Annotated in this window: 21 protein-coding genes and 1 pseudogene; 6 read left to right on the forward strand and 16 right to left on the reverse strand. The window is 68.3% G+C overall.

Translation table 11 applies throughout. From position 1 onward, the window contains the following. Positions 1 to 132 precede the first annotated feature (132 nt). The gene (locus tag D0C15_RS30060) at positions 133 to 1,005 is read left to right on the forward strand and encodes a Clp protease N-terminal domain-containing protein (protein WP_116051501.1); all 873 of its coding nucleotides are present in this window, start codon (positions 133 to 135) and stop codon (positions 1,003 to 1,005) included. Between the two features lie 379 nt (positions 1,006 to 1,384). Here D0C15_RS30060 and D0C15_RS30065 read toward each other — a convergent pair whose 3' ends face one another. Continuing rightward, entirely contained in the window at positions 1,385 to 1,762 is a 378-nt protein-coding gene (locus tag D0C15_RS30065) for a hypothetical protein (protein ID WP_116051502.1), read from the reverse strand. A 1,232-nt stretch (positions 1,763 to 2,994) separates the two neighbouring features. Beyond that, positions 2,995 to 3,888 carry a bile acid:sodium symporter family protein gene (locus D0C15_RS30070; RefSeq protein WP_116051503.1) on the reverse strand — a complete coding sequence of 298 codons (894 nt, stop codon included), beginning with the start codon at positions 3,886 to 3,888 and terminating at the stop codon, positions 2,995 to 2,997. A 28-nt stretch (positions 3,889 to 3,916) separates the two neighbouring features. Here D0C15_RS30070 and D0C15_RS35285 point away from each other — a divergent pair, with 28 nt between their 5' ends. Next, the gene (locus D0C15_RS35285; protein ID WP_245976403.1) at positions 3,917 to 4,114 is read left to right on the forward strand and encodes a hypothetical protein; all 198 of its coding nucleotides are present in this window, start codon (positions 3,917 to 3,919) and stop codon (positions 4,112 to 4,114) included. Here the strand turns inward: D0C15_RS35285 and D0C15_RS35825 are convergent. The 3 genes and pseudogenes from D0C15_RS35825 to D0C15_RS30085 form a co-directional block, all read right to left on the reverse strand. Next, positions 4,022 to 4,669: pseudogene (locus D0C15_RS35825) on the reverse strand (alpha/beta fold hydrolase); the annotation flags it as partial. The gene D0C15_RS35285 and the pseudogene D0C15_RS35825 overlap by 93 nt on opposite strands. A gap of 95 nt (positions 4,670 to 4,764) precedes the next feature. Further along, entirely contained in the window at positions 4,765 to 6,426 is a 1,662-nt protein-coding gene (locus tag D0C15_RS30080; RefSeq protein WP_116051504.1) for an FAD-binding dehydrogenase, read from the reverse strand. A 72-nt stretch (positions 6,427 to 6,498) separates the two neighbouring features. Then, positions 6,499 to 7,875 carry a lipase family protein gene (locus D0C15_RS30085; RefSeq protein ID WP_116051505.1) on the reverse strand — a complete coding sequence of 459 codons (1,377 nt, stop codon included), beginning with the start codon at positions 7,873 to 7,875 and terminating at the stop codon, positions 6,499 to 6,501. Positions 7,876 to 7,986: 111 nt separating this feature from the next. Here D0C15_RS30085 and D0C15_RS30090 point away from each other — a divergent pair, with 111 nt between their 5' ends. The 3 genes from D0C15_RS30090 (at position 7,987) to D0C15_RS30100 (ending at position 10,536) form a co-directional block, all read left to right on the forward strand. After that, complete coding sequence (locus D0C15_RS30090) at positions 7,987 to 8,619, forward strand: TetR/AcrR family transcriptional regulator (protein ID WP_116051506.1); 633 nt, start codon at positions 7,987 to 7,989, stop codon at positions 8,617 to 8,619. A 594-nt stretch (positions 8,620 to 9,213) separates the two neighbouring features. Then, on the forward strand, positions 9,214 to 10,155 hold the full coding sequence (locus D0C15_RS30095) for a hypothetical protein (RefSeq protein ID WP_116051507.1): 942 nt from the start codon (positions 9,214 to 9,216) through the stop codon (positions 10,153 to 10,155). A 96-nt stretch (positions 10,156 to 10,251) separates the two neighbouring features. Beyond that, complete coding sequence (locus tag D0C15_RS30100) at positions 10,252 to 10,536, forward strand: hypothetical protein (protein ID WP_116051508.1); 285 nt, start codon at positions 10,252 to 10,254, stop codon at positions 10,534 to 10,536. Here the strand turns inward: D0C15_RS30100 and D0C15_RS34580 are convergent. Continuing rightward, positions 10,503 to 11,003 carry a DNA/RNA helicase domain-containing protein gene (locus D0C15_RS34580; RefSeq protein WP_245976407.1) on the reverse strand — a complete coding sequence of 167 codons (501 nt, stop codon included), beginning with the start codon at positions 11,001 to 11,003 and terminating at the stop codon, positions 10,503 to 10,505. The two genes, D0C15_RS30100 and D0C15_RS34580, sit on opposite strands and share 34 nt — an antisense overlap. A gap of 51 nt (positions 11,004 to 11,054) precedes the next feature. On the opposite strand from D0C15_RS34580, the gene D0C15_RS35295 reads away from it, so the two are divergent. Further along, on the forward strand, positions 11,055 to 11,522 hold the full coding sequence (locus D0C15_RS35295) for a DNA/RNA helicase domain-containing protein (RefSeq protein WP_245976408.1): 468 nt from the start codon (positions 11,055 to 11,057) through the stop codon (positions 11,520 to 11,522). 203 nt (positions 11,523 to 11,725) lie between these two features. On the opposite strand, the gene D0C15_RS34325 is transcribed toward D0C15_RS35295, so the two are convergent. The 10 genes from D0C15_RS34325 to D0C15_RS30145 all read right to left on the reverse strand — a co-directional run bounded on the left by D0C15_RS34325 (position 11,726) and on the right by D0C15_RS30145 (position 18,598). Further along, entirely contained in the window at positions 11,726 to 11,932 is a 207-nt protein-coding gene (locus D0C15_RS34325) for a hypothetical protein (RefSeq protein WP_162830309.1), read from the reverse strand. A 117-nt stretch (positions 11,933 to 12,049) separates the two neighbouring features. Further along, positions 12,050 to 12,814 carry a hypothetical protein gene (locus D0C15_RS35300; protein WP_245976409.1) on the reverse strand — a complete coding sequence of 255 codons (765 nt, stop codon included), beginning with the start codon at positions 12,812 to 12,814 and terminating at the stop codon, positions 12,050 to 12,052. A 13-nt stretch (positions 12,815 to 12,827) separates the two neighbouring features. Beyond that, the gene (locus D0C15_RS30115; protein WP_116051510.1) at positions 12,828 to 13,049 is read right to left on the reverse strand and encodes a hypothetical protein; all 222 of its coding nucleotides are present in this window, start codon (positions 13,047 to 13,049) and stop codon (positions 12,828 to 12,830) included. 29 nt (positions 13,050 to 13,078) lie between these two features. Further along, complete coding sequence (locus tag D0C15_RS35830) at positions 13,079 to 13,585, reverse strand: DUF6283 family protein (RefSeq protein ID WP_425455445.1); 507 nt, start codon at positions 13,583 to 13,585, stop codon at positions 13,079 to 13,081. Next, entirely contained in the window at positions 13,582 to 13,914 is a 333-nt protein-coding gene (locus tag D0C15_RS30125) for a hypothetical protein (RefSeq protein WP_116051512.1), read from the reverse strand. The genes D0C15_RS35830 and D0C15_RS30125 overlap by 4 nt, the downstream gene beginning before the upstream one ends. After that, positions 13,914 to 14,456: an SH3 domain-containing protein gene (locus D0C15_RS30130; protein WP_116051513.1), complete on the reverse strand. Its 543-nt coding sequence runs from the start codon at positions 14,454 to 14,456 to the stop codon at positions 13,914 to 13,916. The genes D0C15_RS30125 and D0C15_RS30130 overlap by 1 nt, the downstream gene beginning before the upstream one ends. Before the next feature lie 86 nt (positions 14,457 to 14,542). Beyond that, positions 14,543 to 15,154 carry a hypothetical protein gene (locus tag D0C15_RS30135; RefSeq protein WP_116051514.1) on the reverse strand — a complete coding sequence of 204 codons (612 nt, stop codon included), beginning with the start codon at positions 15,152 to 15,154 and terminating at the stop codon, positions 14,543 to 14,545. A 118-nt stretch (positions 15,155 to 15,272) separates the two neighbouring features. After that, positions 15,273 to 15,497: a hypothetical protein gene (locus tag D0C15_RS34335; RefSeq protein ID WP_162830311.1), complete on the reverse strand. Its 225-nt coding sequence runs from the start codon at positions 15,495 to 15,497 to the stop codon at positions 15,273 to 15,275. 131 nt (positions 15,498 to 15,628) lie between these two features. Continuing rightward, on the reverse strand, positions 15,629 to 17,380 hold the full coding sequence (locus D0C15_RS30140; protein ID WP_116051515.1) for a VWA domain-containing protein: 1,752 nt from the start codon (positions 17,378 to 17,380) through the stop codon (positions 15,629 to 15,631). Positions 17,381 to 17,428: 48 nt separating this feature from the next. Then, on the reverse strand, positions 17,429 to 18,598 hold the full coding sequence (locus D0C15_RS30145; protein WP_116051516.1) for an AAA family ATPase: 1,170 nt from the start codon (positions 18,596 to 18,598) through the stop codon (positions 17,429 to 17,431). Positions 18,599 to 18,650: the final 52 nt, after the last annotated feature.

Raw genomic sequence — 18,650 nt, forward strand, 5'->3', positions numbered from 1 at the left:
GTCCTCGGTTTCGGGTGTCGAGCTGATCACCCCATCGTCCCGAGCGCCTGACCACGGTCGTCAGCTGCACCACGGGGCAGCAGCCGACAATGTAACCTTGTCAACACTCTTTCGACAATCTAAGCTTGTCTCATGGCGGAAGCGAAGAAGCCGGATGTCGATCATTACGTCGGCTTGGTTGAAGAGCGGGCCGGTGCCGGAGACCCCCTGACCGCAGTGGGCATCGCGTCGGCGGTGCGTCGGGAACTGGAAGACGTCGCGGACCAGGTCATGGAGCACTTTGTTCGCGCCGCCCGTCACGCGGGACATTCGTGGACCGAGATCGGTGATCGGCTGGGCGTGTCCAAGCAGGCCGCCCGGCAGCAGTTCGGTGGCCAGCCGCTGGTTCCGGTGAGTGACGAACTGGTGGTCATGATCCGCTTGCAGGCATGCCTGGATCAGGCGCGCGCCGCCGCGCACCGGGACGGCAGCGCCGAAGCCGACACCCATCACCTGCTGCTTGGGTTGCTGCATGTCGGGATAGCGGCGACTGTGCTCGACAAGATCGGGCTCACCGGGGAGCGAGTGCGCCAATCCATCTCCCACCTGTTCGGCACAGCCGACACCACACAAGGCGGCGAGCCGCCAACCTGGTCAGCCGACGCTGACCAGGCGATCGCGGCGGCCACGACACTGGCGCGTGATCGCGATTTCGAGTACGTGGGCACCGAGCACCTGCTGCATGTGCTGGCCACCGACCCCGGCTCGCAGGCATCCCGCGTGCTGCAAGATCTCGGCGTCGACCCAGCCGACATCGTTCACGAACTCGAGCGCAAAATCACGTTGCGGCCGACCCGATCGCGACGGCGCCGGCGACGCCACGACACCGAGCCCAAGTGCTCGTTCTGCCGGAAGACCAAACCCGGCGTGCGCAAGGTCGCCGGACCCAACGTCTGCATCTGCGAGGACTGCCTGCACCTTGCCCACGACGCACTTGCAGGTGGCGACTCACCGCGAACACGGTGAACTATGCCGACCCACGCGAAAGACCACGCGTAACGCGGTCGCCAGACGCGACGTGATCACGTCCGCGCGAGAAGGAATTCGCCAACCTCGAATATGGCTCTCCGCCACTAAAAGGACCACTATGCGATCAGCTGATGGATTCACTCATTTGGTGAAACACTGATCGGCGGCCGCTGGTCACTGTCAGGACTGTCAACGACCGACGTCGCCACCACGGGACGCCACGATCACTGCGGTTTCGATAAGCGGCGGTTGAGACAGTCCGCATATGCGGACGACTCAAGTTCACCTGGATGCACCTCATTGTGCGGCAGGCAGGCTCAGCCGGGTCGCCGACTCAGACTGGACTGACCACGGCGGTTCAGCTCGCAAACGGTCGTTATCTAGATGCCGCGCCTAGGCACTCCGGCGCAAGCGACACCCCACAGCGCGGGCAGCTCTCCTCCCGTTTCACCCGCTTCTCGTCCTCGGCCGTCCCCTGCCGCTGGGCCGCAATAGAGGACGCCAGTGCACCGTGCTGCTCCGCACGCTGCTCGACTGGCTGGCCTGTCCACCCGACGTAGTGCGTGGTCGGCTGGACACAGGCGTTGTCCGCTTCGGACACATGCGTCGGCGAGTCGAAGTGGAGGATGTAGATCGTGCCCGAACGGTCCGTCGGAACGTGCCGCCCCAGGAATGCCACGACGCAGTCGAGGTCGCCCGGGTCCGATGCGTCGTACTGCTCGCTACACACCTGACACCGCTTCATCTCGCTCATACAGCGCGAGGCTACGCGCCGGGTCGGACAGTCTCAGCCGATCGCTCGGCGCGCGTATCCTGCACGGTCACGCCGCCTTCGATGCAGACATCAGCAGGGCCAGCCAGCACTCGTCAAGTGGGCCGAGCGCAACGGCATCCAAGTGCGGTAACTGACTAACTGCTCGACCAGTAGCCAAACCTGGCCGTCAAGCAACAGGTACACACGGCGATGCGGCATGGCCGCGTAGATCACTGCAGGCGGAACGCGGTCGCCACGGCAGGTACCTCCGACCTACCATCACAACGAGCTCGCCCAAGGCGCATCTACCCGGTAAGGGTGCGTCCTGCCCGTCGCACGGTGAGGGTGGCAGCCCGTTCGAGCCGGGCCGGGCCCGGGGAACTCACGCCTCGACGGGAGGTGTCGGGGTTCCCACACCGCACTCAGCAATATGAGGGGGTAGGTTAGCCCTTTTGGCCCATACCGGAGGGCTGGGGCCTACCTGGGTCGGTGATGGTCACGCCCCTGCGTCGTCCACCTGACACTGGAACGAGTCGCGCCAACGAGGCAACTTCCGCTGGAGCCGGTGCGGGCGCGACGGAGGTCGATTTGGCGGACGGTTGGGCGGACATCGGGAGTGCCCTTGCCGTGCGCCGACGGGCCGCGCGCGGCGCGGTGAGGTCTTCGGACCGGACGATGGTCTGTTCCATGAACAGCCACGTGGTCAGGATCGTCCGTTCCAGTTCCATGCTCGCCTCGGCGTGCCGCAGGAAGTCGCCGCCGAGTTGGGCCGGGATGTCGCCCGGCTAACCGTGCCTTTCCGTATATTCCATGGGATGGGACCCCGCCAGTCGTAACCGTGGGCGGGCGGGGTGAACGACGGTGGGGCCGGGGCGCGGCGCAGGTTGGGCAGTTCGTCCATAGGAGACAAGGCCACTTCGAGAATAGTGCGAAGAGTTCGCGCTATGACGGGTTTCGTGGACGCTCCGTGAACGCGACGATGTCAAGCCACAGATGCGCTTTTCGCCACACCAGCCGCATGCCCAATCTGTGACTTTTCGCCATAGTTGGCGGAGCGTTTCAGGTTTGTTGACGGAGCTGATGTTTTCGTGCGGTGGGGGTGTATCGGTTACGAACGTCGTGGGACCAGGACCTTCGCAAGTACTGGGATCGCAACGGTAAGCCTAGGCAGCCTCGGATGCGACCGGCTTGGTCAAAGTAGCCCGACCCTGTGCAAAGTTCGTCGCGGGGGTTCAGCGCGGTGATGGCTTCTGGCTCGCTGTGGGTCGGCTAGCTGAACGGGTGATGGTGAGTCCCCACAGTGTGGCGAGGACGAACATGACGAGTGAGTAGACCGCGGCTGGCACGGAGATTTTGACGCTGTCGAGGATCTCGACCGCGACGAAGATCGCCAGGGCCGAGTTGTGGATGCCGACCTCCATGGAGGAGGCGATCGCCTGGTTGTGGGGCACTCTCAGGGCTTTGGGGACGGCGTAGCCGATGACCAGGCTCAGCGAGCAGAGCAGTGCGGCGGCGAGCCCGACCTGTGTGAGGTAGTCGAGGACGTTGTCGCGTTGGTCGATGAGGATGCCGGCGATCAGCAGGGCCAGGATCAGCGCCGAGCCGATCCGCACGGGGCGTTCCATGCGGGCGGCGAAGCCAGGACGGTATCGGTGGACGGTCATGCCGATCGCGACTGGGATCAGCACGATCGCGAATACCTCGAGCACCTCGTTGAGCGGGAGTTTGACCGTGTCTGCCTGGTCGAACCAGTCGATCGCCGCGTTGGTGATCAGTGGGAGTGTCAGTAGGGCGAGCAGTGAGTTGACGGCGGTCAGGGAGATGTTGAGGGCGACGTCGCCGCGGAACAGGTGGCTGAACAGGTTGGCGGTGGTTCCGCCCGGCGACGCCGCGAGCAGCAGCATTCCGATGGCGAGCAGGGGCTCGAGGTCGAGGAGGAGCACGAGCCCGAAGCACAATGCGGGCAGCAGCAGGAGCTGGCAGCCCAGGGCCGCCAGGGCCGCCTTGGGCTGACGTGCCACCCTGCGGAAGTCCTCGACTGCCAGGTCGAGGCCCAAGCCGAACATGATGATCCCCAGGGCGATGGGCAGCCCGACGGTGGTCAGTGCGGAGTCCATGGAACTCATCCCCCATGTCGTTGGACGCCGAGCGCGGATGAGGTCGATTCCCGCCGGGCTGGCCCAGGAAGTCGGTGACGAGCCGGGCGGTGCGACCGGGTGCTTCGACCATCGGCGTGTGTCCGACGCCGTCGAGCATCTCGATCCGCACGTTCGGGATCGTGGTGTAGCGGGCGACCGACGGCGCCACGTGGTGCATCTGGTCCTGCTCGCCGAAGACCACGAGGGTAGGTAGGCCGAGCACCTGCACCCGGTCGTCGAGGGCGACCTCGTTGACGTAGGCAGCGCGATCCTGCAGCGACTGGGAGAACGCCGGGTAGGTCAGGGCCCGGTAGTCGCGGACGAACAGCCGGCGAAGTGGGGTATCGATCGGGAAACCGGGTGCGAACGCCAGGCGCATTCCGTGCCGGAGTGCAGCGGCGGGCGAGGTTCGGTGCAGCAGCGGCCCGATCACCGGCCGGTGTAGCAGCCATTCACCTTCCCGGTTCTTCGCGGTCGACATGTCCGGGCCCTCGCCGAGTAGCACGAAGGCGGCGACGCGGTCGGTGGCCTCGGCCACCGCGACCCCGTGCACGCATCCCATGGAATGACCGACCACGACGACGTCGCGGGCGTCCAGCTCATCGAGCAGTTCGGCGACCAGGCGCGCGGTGTCCTGGGGTCGGTAGCCCGTCTGGGGCTTGGCCGATCCGCCGTGGCCGAGCAGGTCGACGCGGATGATCCGGTGGCCGGGCAGCAGCGGGACCATCCGGTCGAACCAGGCCGTGGAGAGCAGGAAGCCGTGCAGCATCACGATCGGACGGCCCTGTGCCGGTCCGTCTTCGCGGACGTGCAGGTCCAGTCCACCGATCGTGACGAGGCGGTCTCCGAGCGGGCCGGGCGAGTTCACAGGTCCCGAGCCAGGGCGCGGCCGGCTTGTCGACCGGAGAAGATGCAGCCTCCGACGAAGGTGCCCTCCAGTGCGTTGTAGCCGTGCATGCCGCCACCGCCGAAGCCGGCCACCTCACCGGCGGCGTAGAGCCCGGTGAAGGGCGTGCCGTCGGGGCACAGAACTTGCGAGTCCAGGTTGGTCTCCAGGCCGCCCAGGGTCTTGCGGGTGAGGATGTTGAGGCGGACGGCGATGAGCGGGCCGTGGGCGGGGTCGAGGATCTTGTGTGGTTTGGCGACCCTGATCAGCTTGTCGCTCAGTGCGTCGCGGGCGTTCTTGATAGCCATCAGCTGCAGATCCTTGGTGACCTTGTTGTCGAGCTGGCTGTCCCGCGCGAGCAGTTGCCGTTCGATCTGGTCGGCGTCGAGGACCGGGCCGCGCCCGATCTTGTTCATCCGCTCGACCAGGTCGGTGAGGCTGTGGGCGGCGACGAAGTCGATGCCGTGGTCGAGGAACTTCTGCACCGGTCCGGGGGCGCCCTTGGCGATCCGGGACTTCGCCAGGTACTTGAAGTCCTTGCCGGTGACGTCGGGGTTCTGCTCCGACCCGGAGAGGACGAACTCCTTCTCCACGATGGTCTGGTTGAGGATGAACCAGGTGTAGTCGTAGCCGGTGGTGCCGATGTGCTTGAGGGTGCCGAGGGAGTCGAAGCCGGGATAGTTCGGGGCGGGCAGGCGCTTGCCGGTGGCGTCGATCCAGAACGAGGAGGGGCCGGGGATGATCCGGACCGCGTGGTCGGGCCAGATCGGGTCCCAGTTGTGGACGCCCTCGACGTAGTGCCACATGCGGTCGGTGTTGACGATGCTGGCCCCGACGCCCTGGGTGATCGCGAGCATGCGTCCGTCGACGTGGGCCGGCACCCCGGGGATCATGTGCTCGGGCACCGGGCCGAGGCGCTGGACCGGCCAGTTCCTGCGCACCAGTTCGTGGTTGTGTCCGATGCCGCCGCTGGTCACGACCACGGCGGGCGCGCGGAGCTCGAAGTCGCCTGTTTGCTCCCTGGAGGACTTGACCCCGCGGGGCTCGTCGGAGGGCACGAGGACGGTGCCGCGCACGCCGACGGCGGCGCCGTTCTCGACGAGGATGTCGTCGACCCGGTGCCGGTGCCGGAAGGTGACCTTACCGGCTCGCTCGGCGGCCTCGACCGACTCGAGGAAGATCCGGACAAGCTCGGGTCCGGTGCCCCAGGTCAGGTGGAACCGGGGCACGGAGTTGCCGTGTCCGCCCGCGGTGCCGTCGCCTCGTTCGGCCCAGCCCGGGAATGGCAGGACCCGCAGGCCGAGGTCGTGGAGGTACTTGCGTTTCTCGCCGGCGGCGAACTCGACGTAGGCCTGTGCCCACTGCCGTGGCCAGAAGTCCTCGCGGTCGCGGTCGAAGCCGGCCGAGCCCAGCCAGTCCTGCAGTGCGAGCTCGTAGGAGTCCTTGATGCCGAACCGTCGTTGCTCGGGGCTGTTGACGAGGAACAGGCCGGCAAGCGACCAGAATGCCTGGCCGCCGCGGTTGGCGGCGTTCTCCTGCTCGACGATCAGCACCTGCTTGCCGGCCTTGACCAGCTCGTGGGTGGTGACCAGGCCGGCCAGTCCGGCGCCGACGACGATCACGTCGGGGTGCTCACTCATGGGTGTCCTCTGGTGGTCGAGTTCGTCGGGCGTGCTGGGACCGGAGGCAGTAGGAACCGGACGTATCGAGGGTCAGCTGGCCGAGGGAGCCGCAGTCACAGGCGTGAGCGGGTTTCCCGGCGGGATCGACCCGCAGTCGGAGGGCGCCGGAAGTCCGGCGAACCGCTGCTGCAGCCAGAGCAGGGCTTGCGGTACCCATACGGCCGCCGCGGAGACGTGCGACAGCCCGTTCTGCCGGTACTCGACCTTGACGGCGCGGTCGCAGTACTCGCGGGCGAGGCTGCGAACGTCGCCGGCGACCATCACCCCGTCGCCGGGGCCGATACCTGGCTTGTTGCCGGGAGTTCCTTCGAGATAACCGCCGGTGCCCTGGACGACGAACAGCGGTGAGCTGGGGGTGCCGCCGGTGCTCATGATCAGCTCGTTGGCGATGTCGGCCAGCTCCGGCACACTCTCGGGGGCGGGATACTCGGGCTTGGCGAGATCGTCCCAGGCCAGCCCCGGGTAGCGGCCCAGCACGTTGAGGATAGAGTCGTCCTCCAGCTTGTCGAGCAGTTCACGTCCGTACCTGTTCAGGTACGGCGTCAGGTCGACGTCGTAGGCCCGGGACAGGCCGATCAGCGCCATCGGCAGGACCCCTGCCCAGACCCGCGATCCGTCGATGTAGTCCAGGTTGCGGGCTGGGTGGACCAGCACCCCACCCATGGCGCTGCCCACGATCTGTTTTGCGATCTCGGGTGCGTAGCTGGGCGCGAGTTCAGCCGCCCACTCGGTCGCGATCGCGCCCCCGGAGTAGCCGAAGAGTCCGATCTTCGTCGAGGTGGTCAGCCCGGCCGCCGGAGACTGGGTGGCCGCGCGCAGGGAGTCCAGGGTGTTGATGCCGTAGAGCGGCCCGGCGCCGAACGCGGCCTCCTGCCCCTGGGTGTCGGCAATGACCACGGTGTATCCGGCGAGAAGCAGCGGAGCGAGGGCCAACGTCTCGCCGTAGACCGCGCTGGCCCCGGGCGACGTGCTGCCTGCAAGCACAGCCGAGGGCTGATCCGCAGGGTTCAACGAGTCGTACGCGGAGCCGTAGGCGACCGCCTTGACCGGGCCGACCTGCACCAGCGGTCGCACCACCGAGGTGACGTTGACGGTGGGTCGGCCGGTCTGACCCGTTGACCGGTAGAGCAGCTGCACCGTCTGCAGCAGCAGCGGCACGCCGGCGACATGAACTGGCACGGTGCGGGTCTTCAACACGGTGCCGGGCTTGATCTGCGCCAGCGGCCGCTTGCCGTCGTAGTCGTAGAACGGGTCACTCAGCGGATCGGCTGACCGGGCCGCCAGCGCGGGTCCGGTGGCAGAGGTGACCGCCGATACCGCACCGGGCACGGTCAGCGACCCGGCGAGCAGTCCGGCGAGGATGGCGAGTAGGCCGAGGATCCGGCGTACGGGCGTGAACACATTCATGACAGCTCCGACGTTGAATAGATGACCCAATCAGATTGGGAAGTCAATCCGATTGGGGGTGCTATCCTGACTGGAGCAGGAGCCGACTGTCAAGCATCAGAGGAGGAGCCCGTGCCCAAAGGGATGACCAAGCGCCGTCCGGAGACCCAGGCCCGGATGCTCGACGCCGCGGTCGAGGCCTTCGTCGAGCTCGGCTACACCGGCGCGAGCATCGGTGAGATCTGCAAACGAGCCGGCTACACCACCGGTGCCTTCTACTCCAACTGGTCGACCAAGGACGAGCTCTTCTACGCCCTCTTCGACGCCCACGCCGCCAAGGCGATCGACCGCATCGCCGACAAGCTTGCCGCCGTTGACGTACAGACCCTCACCCTCGAGCAGTTCGCCACGCACCTGGCCGACGTCGGACCCGAAGAACGCACCTGGTTCATCATCTCGACCGAGTTCACCCTCTACGCCGTCCGCACCCCAGAGGCGGCCCGGGTACTGGCCGCCCACGAAGCCAAGGTCCGCGCCGCGCTGACCCCCATCCTCGAGATCGTCCTCACCCGCGCCGGCGCCGAGCACCATGTCGACCTCGACAGTTTCGCCCGCCTCGCCATAGCGCTCCGCGAAGGAGCCCTCATGCAGAGCCTCGTCGAACCCGACGAGCTACCCCCCGGCACCCTCGAACGTCGTTACCTACCCCAACTCATCCGCGCCGCGGCCACCCAAGCCCAGGCCCCCGATCCGGCGAACGGGTAACGCGAAACCTGGTGTCGCCGTCCGAGGACGACGAGGTTCTCACCCCCAAAAAACCTGTCGGGCGATACCACCATCAGATGTGCGCCGGCGACAAGCTGATCGAGACGACCGCCCACGAACGCACCGAACGCACGCTGGGTAGCGACCAGGAGATTCTGAGGCATAAAGGGAACACTTCGGCATCGAGTTGGACCGGCTGCCAGAGGCGCCGACGGGTTGACGGTTCACCACGACGCGCGTCGCGCTAGGAATAGGGCGCGGTTGGAATAGGTACCACTCGATGAAGTGGTGGACGATCTGTCGGCGCGCTTGCCATCCCATCACCCTCCCGTCGATAACAACTCAAATCGCAAAGCGCGGACCGCAATTGCTAATAACCGCCAACAAGCGTGAATAGCATCCGCCAACTATGGCGATAGGTCACAGTCCTGCGTCCACACGAGACACACGTCTTGTTTGACGAATCGCTTGACATGAAGGCGGTGACGAAGCGTCCATAGTCGTGTAGCCCGAACGACCGGATGCGCACCGGCGGGCCACGCCCCGGCCGGGGCATGACCATCCATTCCACACCAACACCACATGGAGCTCGTCATGTCCCGAAAGAACCGCACCGTCAACACCGCCGCCGTTACCGATGACAGCGACCGTCACCTGCACGCCGTGGTCGACGCCCCCGGTCAGCAGAACGCACCATCCACGGAGGACAAAGTGCGGACGGCGCTGGCTGACAATCCCGGTTCCACGACCGCCAAGCTGGCGATGGCGGCCGGGGTGGGCCGTTCGACCGCAGCGAAGATCCTGGCCCGCTGGGACCGCGACGGCACCGCGACCCGCACCGCAGGCGACGGTCCGCGCAATCCCGACACCTGGACAATTGCACCGACGGACCGCGACACCGCCGCACCCGATACCGACGACGCGCGACCGGACGCAACGGCGGCGATGCCCAGCACCGATCAGCTGACCGATCACGCCAGCGACACCGACGAGGACTCCACGGCCGAGCAGACGGGAGCGACCGAGGAGGCTGCCATCGATGTCGATGACTCCACCACGGAGGACGCCACGGTGATGGAAGGGCCAAGGACGGAGGCGGACGACGACAACGGCGCCACGGACACCACCGACGACGCCGCCATCCCGTCCACTGACACCGATGTCGGCCTCGAGAGCGACGGCACCGCTCCGCCGCCCTGCACTGCACCGGTGGACAGCGCGATCGAGGCCGAGCCGTCTCCGGCAGAAACTTCTGCGGTCGCCGACACGACCCACAACACCCCTGCGGACAAGGATCGGCTGCGTAAGGGCGGGCTGCGGGCGTTGGTGGAGGAGTACCTGACCGAACACCCGGGCGAGAGTTTCGGGCCCGCCAAGATCGGCAAGGACCTGCTCCGCTCGGGCGGCGCGGTCAACAACGCCCTAGAGAAACTCGTCGCCGACGGGTATGCGATCAAAACCTGCGAGGCGCCGAAACGTTTCGCCATCAACCCGGACAAGACCGATGTCCCGGACACAGCGGGCCACAGCGCGTAGCCAGCCTGCGCCACCGACACCAACCCGCTACCCGTGCACAGGGCCGCCGCCAACACTTTGGGGCGGTGGCCCTGCGCGCTGGTTCCTCGGGCACATTTGCCGCAACCTTCGAAGGAAGGGGCTGTCACGCACATCCCGCCCTATTCGCTCCCGCTACTGTGGGCAGCACTGCGCGGAACCGTCGGCGACGACGAACTCACCGTGTCGGCCGTAATCCCCGCCGCCCACCGACGCCCGGACGTGCCCCGTCGGGTCTCCGGGGCCGTGATCGGGGTGGGTTCGCTGATCAGCGTGCGCGACCGGGACACCGGTCAGCTGATCGAGGACATCCACAGCGCGTGGATCACTCACGCCACGGTCGAGCGGCGGTGGCAGCGATGACCCGCCGCACCTATCGGCGCGGCGAGGCCATCACCGGGCCCGCCGTCATCCGGCACCGCGCCGGAACCCTGTACGCCGTGTTCACCTCCCCGTGCTGCGGTGCCCGCACATGGGTCGACGTCGCGCTGCTGGCCTACCACTGGCTGGTTTCCGAACGCCCACTGGTCATGCGCTGCGGGCTTCGCTACGACCACCGCAAACTGCCCTGGCACAAGGGCTGCGACTGGCCCGTTGACCGCGCGGTTACCTTTCGCTCTCCACGGCTGGCGCCAGTCGCCGATCACAATGTCGCCGACCAACGGATTTCCCGGAGCCGCCTCGCTCCACGGCCAGCAATACCCGGCCGTCATCCGCGCACTCGCCCCCCGCCCGGCTCGGGCGCGCAGCATCTCCTCCAGCTCGCCGGGACTGTCGGCCACCCGCAACTCGAACCCCTCCTTCTCCCCGTTCCACGAGGCCGGAGGCAACGGCCCGTCGTCGAGGCCAAGCAGACGACGGACCCAGGCGTCATAGCGCGGGTGGGCTGCGACAGCAGTGCCGGCACCGGCAAGAGCGTCCTCGCTTTTGACCCTGCTCGGCGAGGCACTGCGCGCGGGCTACCGGGCTCGGACGCCACCGGCTCGCAGGCCTTCACTACCGCGCCGCGCAAGACCGCCGGACACGGCTCCCGCCAGTCCCAGCAGCTGTTCCAATACTTCGGCACCGCCGCCGATACTGAGCCGGGTGACCTGGATCTGCTGGTCTGCGATGACGCGCATCAGCTGCGCGCCAACTCGAACATCCGCTGCACCCCGGCCTCGCGCCGCAGCGACCGCACCCAAGCCGCGGAGCTGTTCGACGCCGCCCGGGTCGTGGTGTTCTGCCTCGACGAGGAGCAGGCGGTCCGTCCCGGGCAGATCGGCACCTGCCCCTACATCGAGACCGCCGCGCACGCGTGCGGCGCCACGGTGCGCACCCTGCATCTGGACAGCCGGCGCCGCCGGTGACCACGAGGACCGTCATGCTGCCTGATGGGGCCGCGAGGAGCTGGCGCACGTGGTCAAGAACGGCCAGTTGGTCCTCCGGCAGCGTGAACACGTCGGAGTCGGTCAGCAAGAGGGCTGCGGCGTCGAACAGCGAGTTATCCAGCGGTCGGCATGGTGAGTGCGTTCCTCCTCGCTACGGGACCACGCGGGTCAGGCCCAGGGCCTCAGGACTCGGTGATGGTCGTGCCCAGACGTTCACCCCGAGCGAGCAGGGCCAGAGCGGAGTGGTCGTCGTCTTCGAAACGGGCCAACGGGTACCAGTCCGGGTCGAGCGGGTAAACCAGGTTCAGCCACTCGCACACGGCCTCGGCGACCTCGCGACGTAGCCGGGGCCGCACCCACAGCCCATGGTAGCGGCGAGGTTCGATCACGGCGGGGAAGCTGATCTGGTTGCGGCTGGGCGTGGGCGGCGGGCACGAGTTCGATCCTGTTCTCGCCGGCGGCGAGGTCGGTGCCCCCGAACGCGTCCGTGGCGGTGGTGGGCGTGCTCATCGTTGTTCTCCTTCAATGGGCGTGGTGGGGTTGCCGGGGCGGGTCCAGCGGTACGCGACCGGATCCCAGTTGGCGGTGGTCATCAGGCGGTTGAGGTCGGGCAGGCCGGGGCCGAGCATCCACCCGAGCTCCGCGCACTCGGCCTCCCCGGGCCACCGTCCAGTCCAGACGTCCTGCGGGCAGCGGCACGACTCGTCGTGGCCGAGGCGCTGCAGCCCGGTGGCCAGGCAGCGGGCCACAACGCAGCCCTCACGGTGGGCATGGCCGGTCTCGACGTCGCAGTCCGGGCAGTACGCCTGCAGCGGGGTCATATCGGTGGCGGCGGGCGGCATCGGCACCGAGGGCGGTGCCGCCGGATCACGAAGCCACGCGTAGATGTCGTCTGGGCCGAGCGGGTCGTCGCCCTCGGGAAATCGTGGATCGTGCGGGTCGATGCGGTGCCAGCTGATCCCGCCGCCCACGGTGACGAACACCGCCTGCGGTGCCGGATCGAACACAATGATCCAGCTGCTCTTGTGGCTGGTGTACCACGGCCACGGCCAGCCGAGTTCGCGCCGATACGCGTGGCCGAGGCGTTCGTCTTCCCACACGTCGAGGGTGTCGACGACTGCCGTACGGAAGGTGCTTTCGTCGGTCGCGGTCAATGCCAGCCGCGATGATGGGACGGCGAGAAAGTTCTCTGGGTAGCATTCCCCGCGCAGAGAGCCGATCCAGTCGGCGTTCTCTCCACGTCCAAAGTAGAAGTCGGTGTAGCTCGACATGGGTGGTCACTCCTTACCGTGGTGGCACGTACGGGTCCCGAGTCAGTGAGGCCGGAACGCAGGCGTAGGGGTCGGGCGGCGCGTACGGGGACACCGGGAGGTCGTGGGGTGCGGTGTTCTGGTCGCGTTCAGTGGCGCGGCCGAGGATGTAGGCCAGCACGATGACGGGGGTCCACGGGCCGGGCAGCAGCACGGCCAGCACGGCCCACATGAGTCGTTTCTTCCTGTCGTTCATGGCCTTCGTCCTTCCTCGTGCAGTCACGGCTACCGCTGGTCACGTGGAGCGCCATCCGGGTGGAAATTTGAATCCTCAGTGGAGGCTGGCCGTACTTGGGTGGCAGCCATCTGATGAAACGACTCAAACAGCGGTGGCCAGCCGGGGGCCGGGTTGAGCGTTTCCGGGGAGAGACGGCCGGTCGCAACGGCGAGGCGAACTCCGAGGTGATGGACGCCAGCTACCGCGAGCCATCCGGCGCAGGCTTGTTCCTGACCTTCCGTTGTCTTGTGGCAGGCGAACATCGGCGCGTCGAGAAGCGCTTCGGCACCGGGCGTGCCGGAGGTGTTGGCCAGTGCGGCATACCGGTCGGCGGGGAACTGGCCGGGCGGTGTGTCACGCCGCCACGGGCACTCGGCGCAGGGACGACGCCGATGCGGTAGAGCTCCCGTTGCCCCGGTTCCGCAGGTCCCGGTACCCGATGTTCTCGGTGCTACGCGCGGGTGTGTCGTAGCCGCATCGGGCGGGACGGTGTCGTCGCTCTCGTCGGCGGTCATGATGCGGCACTGACGGATCGACACGACGCGGGCAGCAGGGTGGCGCGGTAGTGGATGGCGTCGTCGCCCCAGCAGCGGCCGTGGCCCACGCTCACGACGGCGCGCCCGGTCAGGGACTCGACCGCTGTGGCGACGGCGCGCGAGTGGGTTATCCCGCCGAGAGGGCTGATCGTGTACTCGGCCCAGCGGTCCGGTCCGATCAGGATGTGAACTTGGAAGCGGGTGTCGACGAGTTCGCTGATCGCGTACCAGGTGTCGGCGCCCGTGTGGGGCACGAGATGCTCGGTGAGGCCATCGGGATAGTCGGGCGGCACGGCGTGGGTGTTCATCACAACCCTCCGCTGCTCTCGTGGGTGCGGGACTCGCGCGCACCACGGTTGGGCGCGTAGAAGCAGTACTGGTGGTGGCCGGGATCGCCGTGGAAGGGGTCGGGGGCGGGGGTGCCGCCGTGATCCGGGTCGAGGTGGTCGCCGAGGTCCACAAGGCTGGCGATTTGCGCTATCGGGACTGCGGTGGCTCCGCAGAACGGGCACGGGCCCAGCAGCAGCCAGCCCCACAACGGGTCGAGCCCCGTCAGGTCCTGAATGAAGTACCAGCAGCGGCCGTCCTCACTGGTGACCTCCATGAGATCCCCCGGGGTGGTGCCGGTCCCGATGCCGTGCTGGCGGTCCGGGTCGTCGCGCACCATCACCGCGTCGATACCGACGTCGAGGGCGGTGGCGATGTTGGCGGCGGTGATTGCGCGGCGGTCCCACTGCAGGCGGAAGATGTGGCGGTCGGCGAATTCGCGCGGGGCGGTGTCGCGGTGGCGGCGGGCGACGGTGATCGCGCGGGCGGTCAACGAGGTGGGCGCGTCGGTCGGCGTGGTCATGGGAAATGGTCCTCCTCTGCGTGGCGGTGGGTGGCGCGATTCGTGTGCGCGGTCAGCGCGGGGCGTTGTGTCGGGGGTGGCGTGGTTTATTCGAAGATGGGGATCTGGCCGAGGGTGCCGACGATGTCGGCCACCGTCGCGGGCCCGTCCATCACCACAAACACGTCGTAGCCGCCCAGTTCGGTGTTCGCGAGGGTCGCGACCTCCGAGGTGGAGTACCACGTCGATGCACCCGGTCTGGAATTTTTCGAACGTGGCGTCGGCGTCCTGGAGCAGCTTCCATGCGCGTGGGCAGTCGTCGTGAAGGTGGTGGTCATGGTGTGCTCCTGATGTCGTAGCTCGCTCGGGTTGTGGGTGGGCTGGATGTTGTCGCCGTCGGCGGGTGGGCACGTGCCGGGGTCGGGTGGTGGGTCGGTGTGGTCGCAGTGGGTGTCGCCGAAGCCGCCCGCGCACCACGCGGCGGCGAACGCGACGAGCGCGGCGCGGTAGTCGTGTTCGGTGGTGGCGGTCAGCAGTTGCCGTCCGATGGGGAGTGTGGCGACGGTGACGGGGTCCGGGGGTGGTGTGTCGGGGTAGGTGGACAGCTGACCGATCGGGGTGGACGTGTCACCCCGGCCGAGGAACAGCCCGACACGGGCCGACTGTGCACGGTGGGCGGGGTTCGCGGGCGTGGCGGCGGCGGTGCGGGTGATGGTCATGGTGGTGTCCTTTCGGCGCTAGGGCGCGGGTAGGTGCTCAGTCGCAGAGGATGGCGGCGGCGCGGTTGATCAGGATGTCGGCGAGGTGGCCGAGTTCGGTGGCGCAGTGGATCGGTCCCTAGCCGGGCAGGGTGGTGGCGTCGATCCAGTTGATGGGTTCGTCGGCGGCGAGGTGGGTCCAGGTCATGTCGTCAGCTAGGACCTCGGCTACGGCGCACGATTGGGCGCGGTAGAAGTCTCGCTGGATGCGTCCCCCGCACCCGGTGTCCGCCGAGGCGGACGATGCGGCTGTAGCTGTAGCGGTGGTGATCCGCAGCTGGCGCTGTGGTCGAGTTCGTGACACGCCGCGCGACGGCGTTGGTCGTGGTGTTCATTGTGGACGCTCCTTCGCGTCTGGGTTGTGGTGGTGGACGGTTGGGACCGGGCGGGGTGGCATGGGGGCCTGTCACCCCGCCCGGCGTTTAGGAGGCGGTGTTAGCGGGTGGCGCGGAGGGCGGGTGTGGCGGCGCGCCCGATGGCGCGGGCGGTGGTGGTGGGGTCGGTCAGGGTGTGCACGGTGGCGCCGTACATGGGTTCGTTACCGGGGTCGTCGGGTTGCAGCCACAGCACCGCGCAGCCGCTGGCGCGCAACCGGTCGAGCATCTTCTGTCCCGGGATTTTCGTGGTGTCCTCGAAGCAGCCGTCGGAGATGATCACCAGCAGGCGGGCGGCGTCGGGGCGGGACAGTGTGAGCGCGCCGTCGAGTGCGCTGATCGCGGTGTCGATGTGGTGCCGGAGATCTTGGGTGTCGAATTCGGTGACTCGTGGCGGAGTGCTGCCGGGGTGGGTGATCGGGCGGACGTGGTGGCCGAAGATGACACTGGCGGTCATCGCGGGTACGGCGGTGTGGCGAGCGGCGTCGGCGAGAATCCATGCTGCCGAGGCGACCGGTCCGGCGAAGTGGCCCATGGAGCCGGACACGTCGCATGCGATCCCGATGCGCAGCGGTGGGGCGGGCATGGTCGCGCGGGTGGTGCCGGTGAAGGGTTCGGCGGTGGGGATCGCGCCCGCCGCGCGTTGGGCGTCGGCGGTCATCGCGCCCCGCATCCGCAGTCGCCCCGGGGGGACGGTCGAGGTGGTTTTCGTGACTGTGCGGTCCCGGACTCCGGCGGTGGTCAGCGCGCGGGCGAGTTGCCGTGCGGCGGCGCGTTCGGCGGTGTCGGGTGCCCGGGTCCCTCGGGTGGTGGTGCCCCAGGCAGGGGGTGGGCCGTTAAACACGGCGTTAGCGTTGCGTTGCGCGGTGCGCTGAGTGTCGGCGTCGGCGGCGGCGGCGTCCAGCGCTTGCGTGACGGGATCGGTGGGGGCGGGGGCGGCGGCGACAGCGCGGCTGATCGCCGCCCCTGCACTGGCGACCGCCCTGGCCAGTGGTGACGGGGTCGCGTTCCCGTTTTGTCCGTCACCGTCGTCGCCCTCGTCGGCGGGGGCGGGGGGTGCTTCGTTCGGGTCGCTGCCCAGTGCCTCGCACCAGCGGCGTCCCAACTCGATCATCGCGTCGGCGTCGTCGTCGGCGGTGCGGTGTGCCTCGCGCCAGATCTCGCGCAGGGTGGCGAGGGTGTCGGGGTCGAGGATCTGGGTGATCACCCAGGCGACGGCGGCGGTTTCGCGGTGGTTGAGGACGCCCCCGTCCACCCGTGCCAGCAGCAGCGCGGCGCTGCGGGCGGCGTCGTGAGGGGTCATGGTCGGGGGGGTGGCCGGGGTGGTGGCGTGGGTGTCGGCGAGGATGAGGTTCGTGGCGCTGGCGCGCAACCAGTACCGGTCGCCCGGGCGGCGTCGCAGGTGTGCCGCTTCGATGCGGGACTCTTCCAGCAGCAGGGCCGCAGCCGCTGCCCCGGGCGGGGCGCCCTCGGGTGTGCGCCACATCGAGTGTTTGGCGTGCGCGCATTCGTGGGTCAACAGTCCCCACGCGGTGCGGTAGCGCTTGCGGTCCCCGACCCTGTGCGGGGCGACGGTGGCGGGGTCGACCCCGCTGTCCACGTGGGTACCGTCGACCTCGATCGTGGCCAGGTCGGGGAAAAAGCAGGCGGGGGCACCGTGACCCGCCCCGGGTGCGACGGTGACGACGAGGTCGTCGCGGTCGGCGATGGCCGGGACCTCGTCGCCGAACGCGGCAGACAAACTCAGCCATCCGGGGGCAGCGGAAAACACGGCGGTGGGTGTGGCGGCGGGGGCGGCGATGTGGGTGCCCATGCTGGATGTCCTTTCCGGACGGATTGCGGGTGCGGCGGGGCGTGGGGGCTAGAACTGCGGCCCGAGTGACAGCGGGGCGACGGTGGCGCCGAACACGTTTCGCACCACCTCGGCGACCACTTCACGGTCTTCCTCCGGTGCGATGCCGACCAGGTTCCCGGCGGCGGCGGTGGTGCCCAGGACATCGGCGATCCGGTTGAACGCGATCAGCTCACGCAACTGCGGGGACCACCCGATCTCGCCCCTGTGCTGCCGTGCGGCCAGATTCCGCGCCGCCCGGACCGCTTTCGGGTCGATGTGGAGCTGCGTGGCGAGGTCGTAGTCGGTGGACACGTGAATCTGCGCGGCGAACCGCGACGACAGCGCGTCGGTCAGCACCGCCCCGTGTACACCCGGGTTGTGTCCGGCCACGACGTAGAACCCCGGTGCGGCGTCGACCACTTCGCCCTTGTGGGTTTTGATGGTGATCTGTCGGCGTCCGTCCATCGCGGGGTAGACCACGGCGAGCACGGTCGGCGGAATGAGGGTGGCGTCGTCGATGAACAGAGCCCTGCCCTCGCGCATCGCGGTCACCAGCGGGCCGTAGGCGAATTCATAACGGCCGTCCGGGGTTTGGGTGTAGGAGCCGACGAAGTCGTCGGTGACGGTGTCGCTGTCGCCCTGCACGGTCACGAGGTCGTCGAACGCCGCCTCCACGACCGAGGTTTTCCCAGTACCGGGTGGGCCGTACATGAGCGCCGACACCCCCGCAGCACGCAACCGCCGCAGCGCCGTCACGTCCGACAGCCCGGACAGTTTGCGCGGGTGGTACATCTGCCCGTTGGGGCGACGTACCGGTCCGGTCACCAGCGCGGGCAGGGCTGGCGGCGGGGTGGTCGGCGTCGTGGGGGCCGATGGTGCGGAGGCGGTGGTGCACGGGGTGATGGTGGCGGTTTTCGCGGCGTCGGCGGTTTTGTCGGTCGCGCGGTAGGTGACCGGGTTCGTGCCGACCTTTGTGGCTTCCCCGCGCGCTTCCAGCGTCGCCAGCGCGTTCCCCACCGCGCCGGATGACTTTCCGCCGAGTTTGGTCGCGATGGTGCCGGGGGTGAGTGCGGTGGTCGGATGGTGAGCGAGTTGTTCGGCCACCATGCGCCTGAGTTCGCCGTTGCGCAGTCGGGTTGCCGCGCCCGGGGCGGCGGGCGCGCTGCCCGTGGCCGGAGTCGTGGCTGGCGTGGTCATGGTGTCGGGTCCTTTCGCGAAAGCGGGAGCGGGTGGCGGGGGTGGTGTGGCG

The organism is Amycolatopsis palatopharyngis (assembly GCF_003385185.1).
GTDB lineage: Bacteria > Actinomycetota > Actinomycetes > Mycobacteriales > Pseudonocardiaceae > Amycolatopsis > Amycolatopsis palatopharyngis.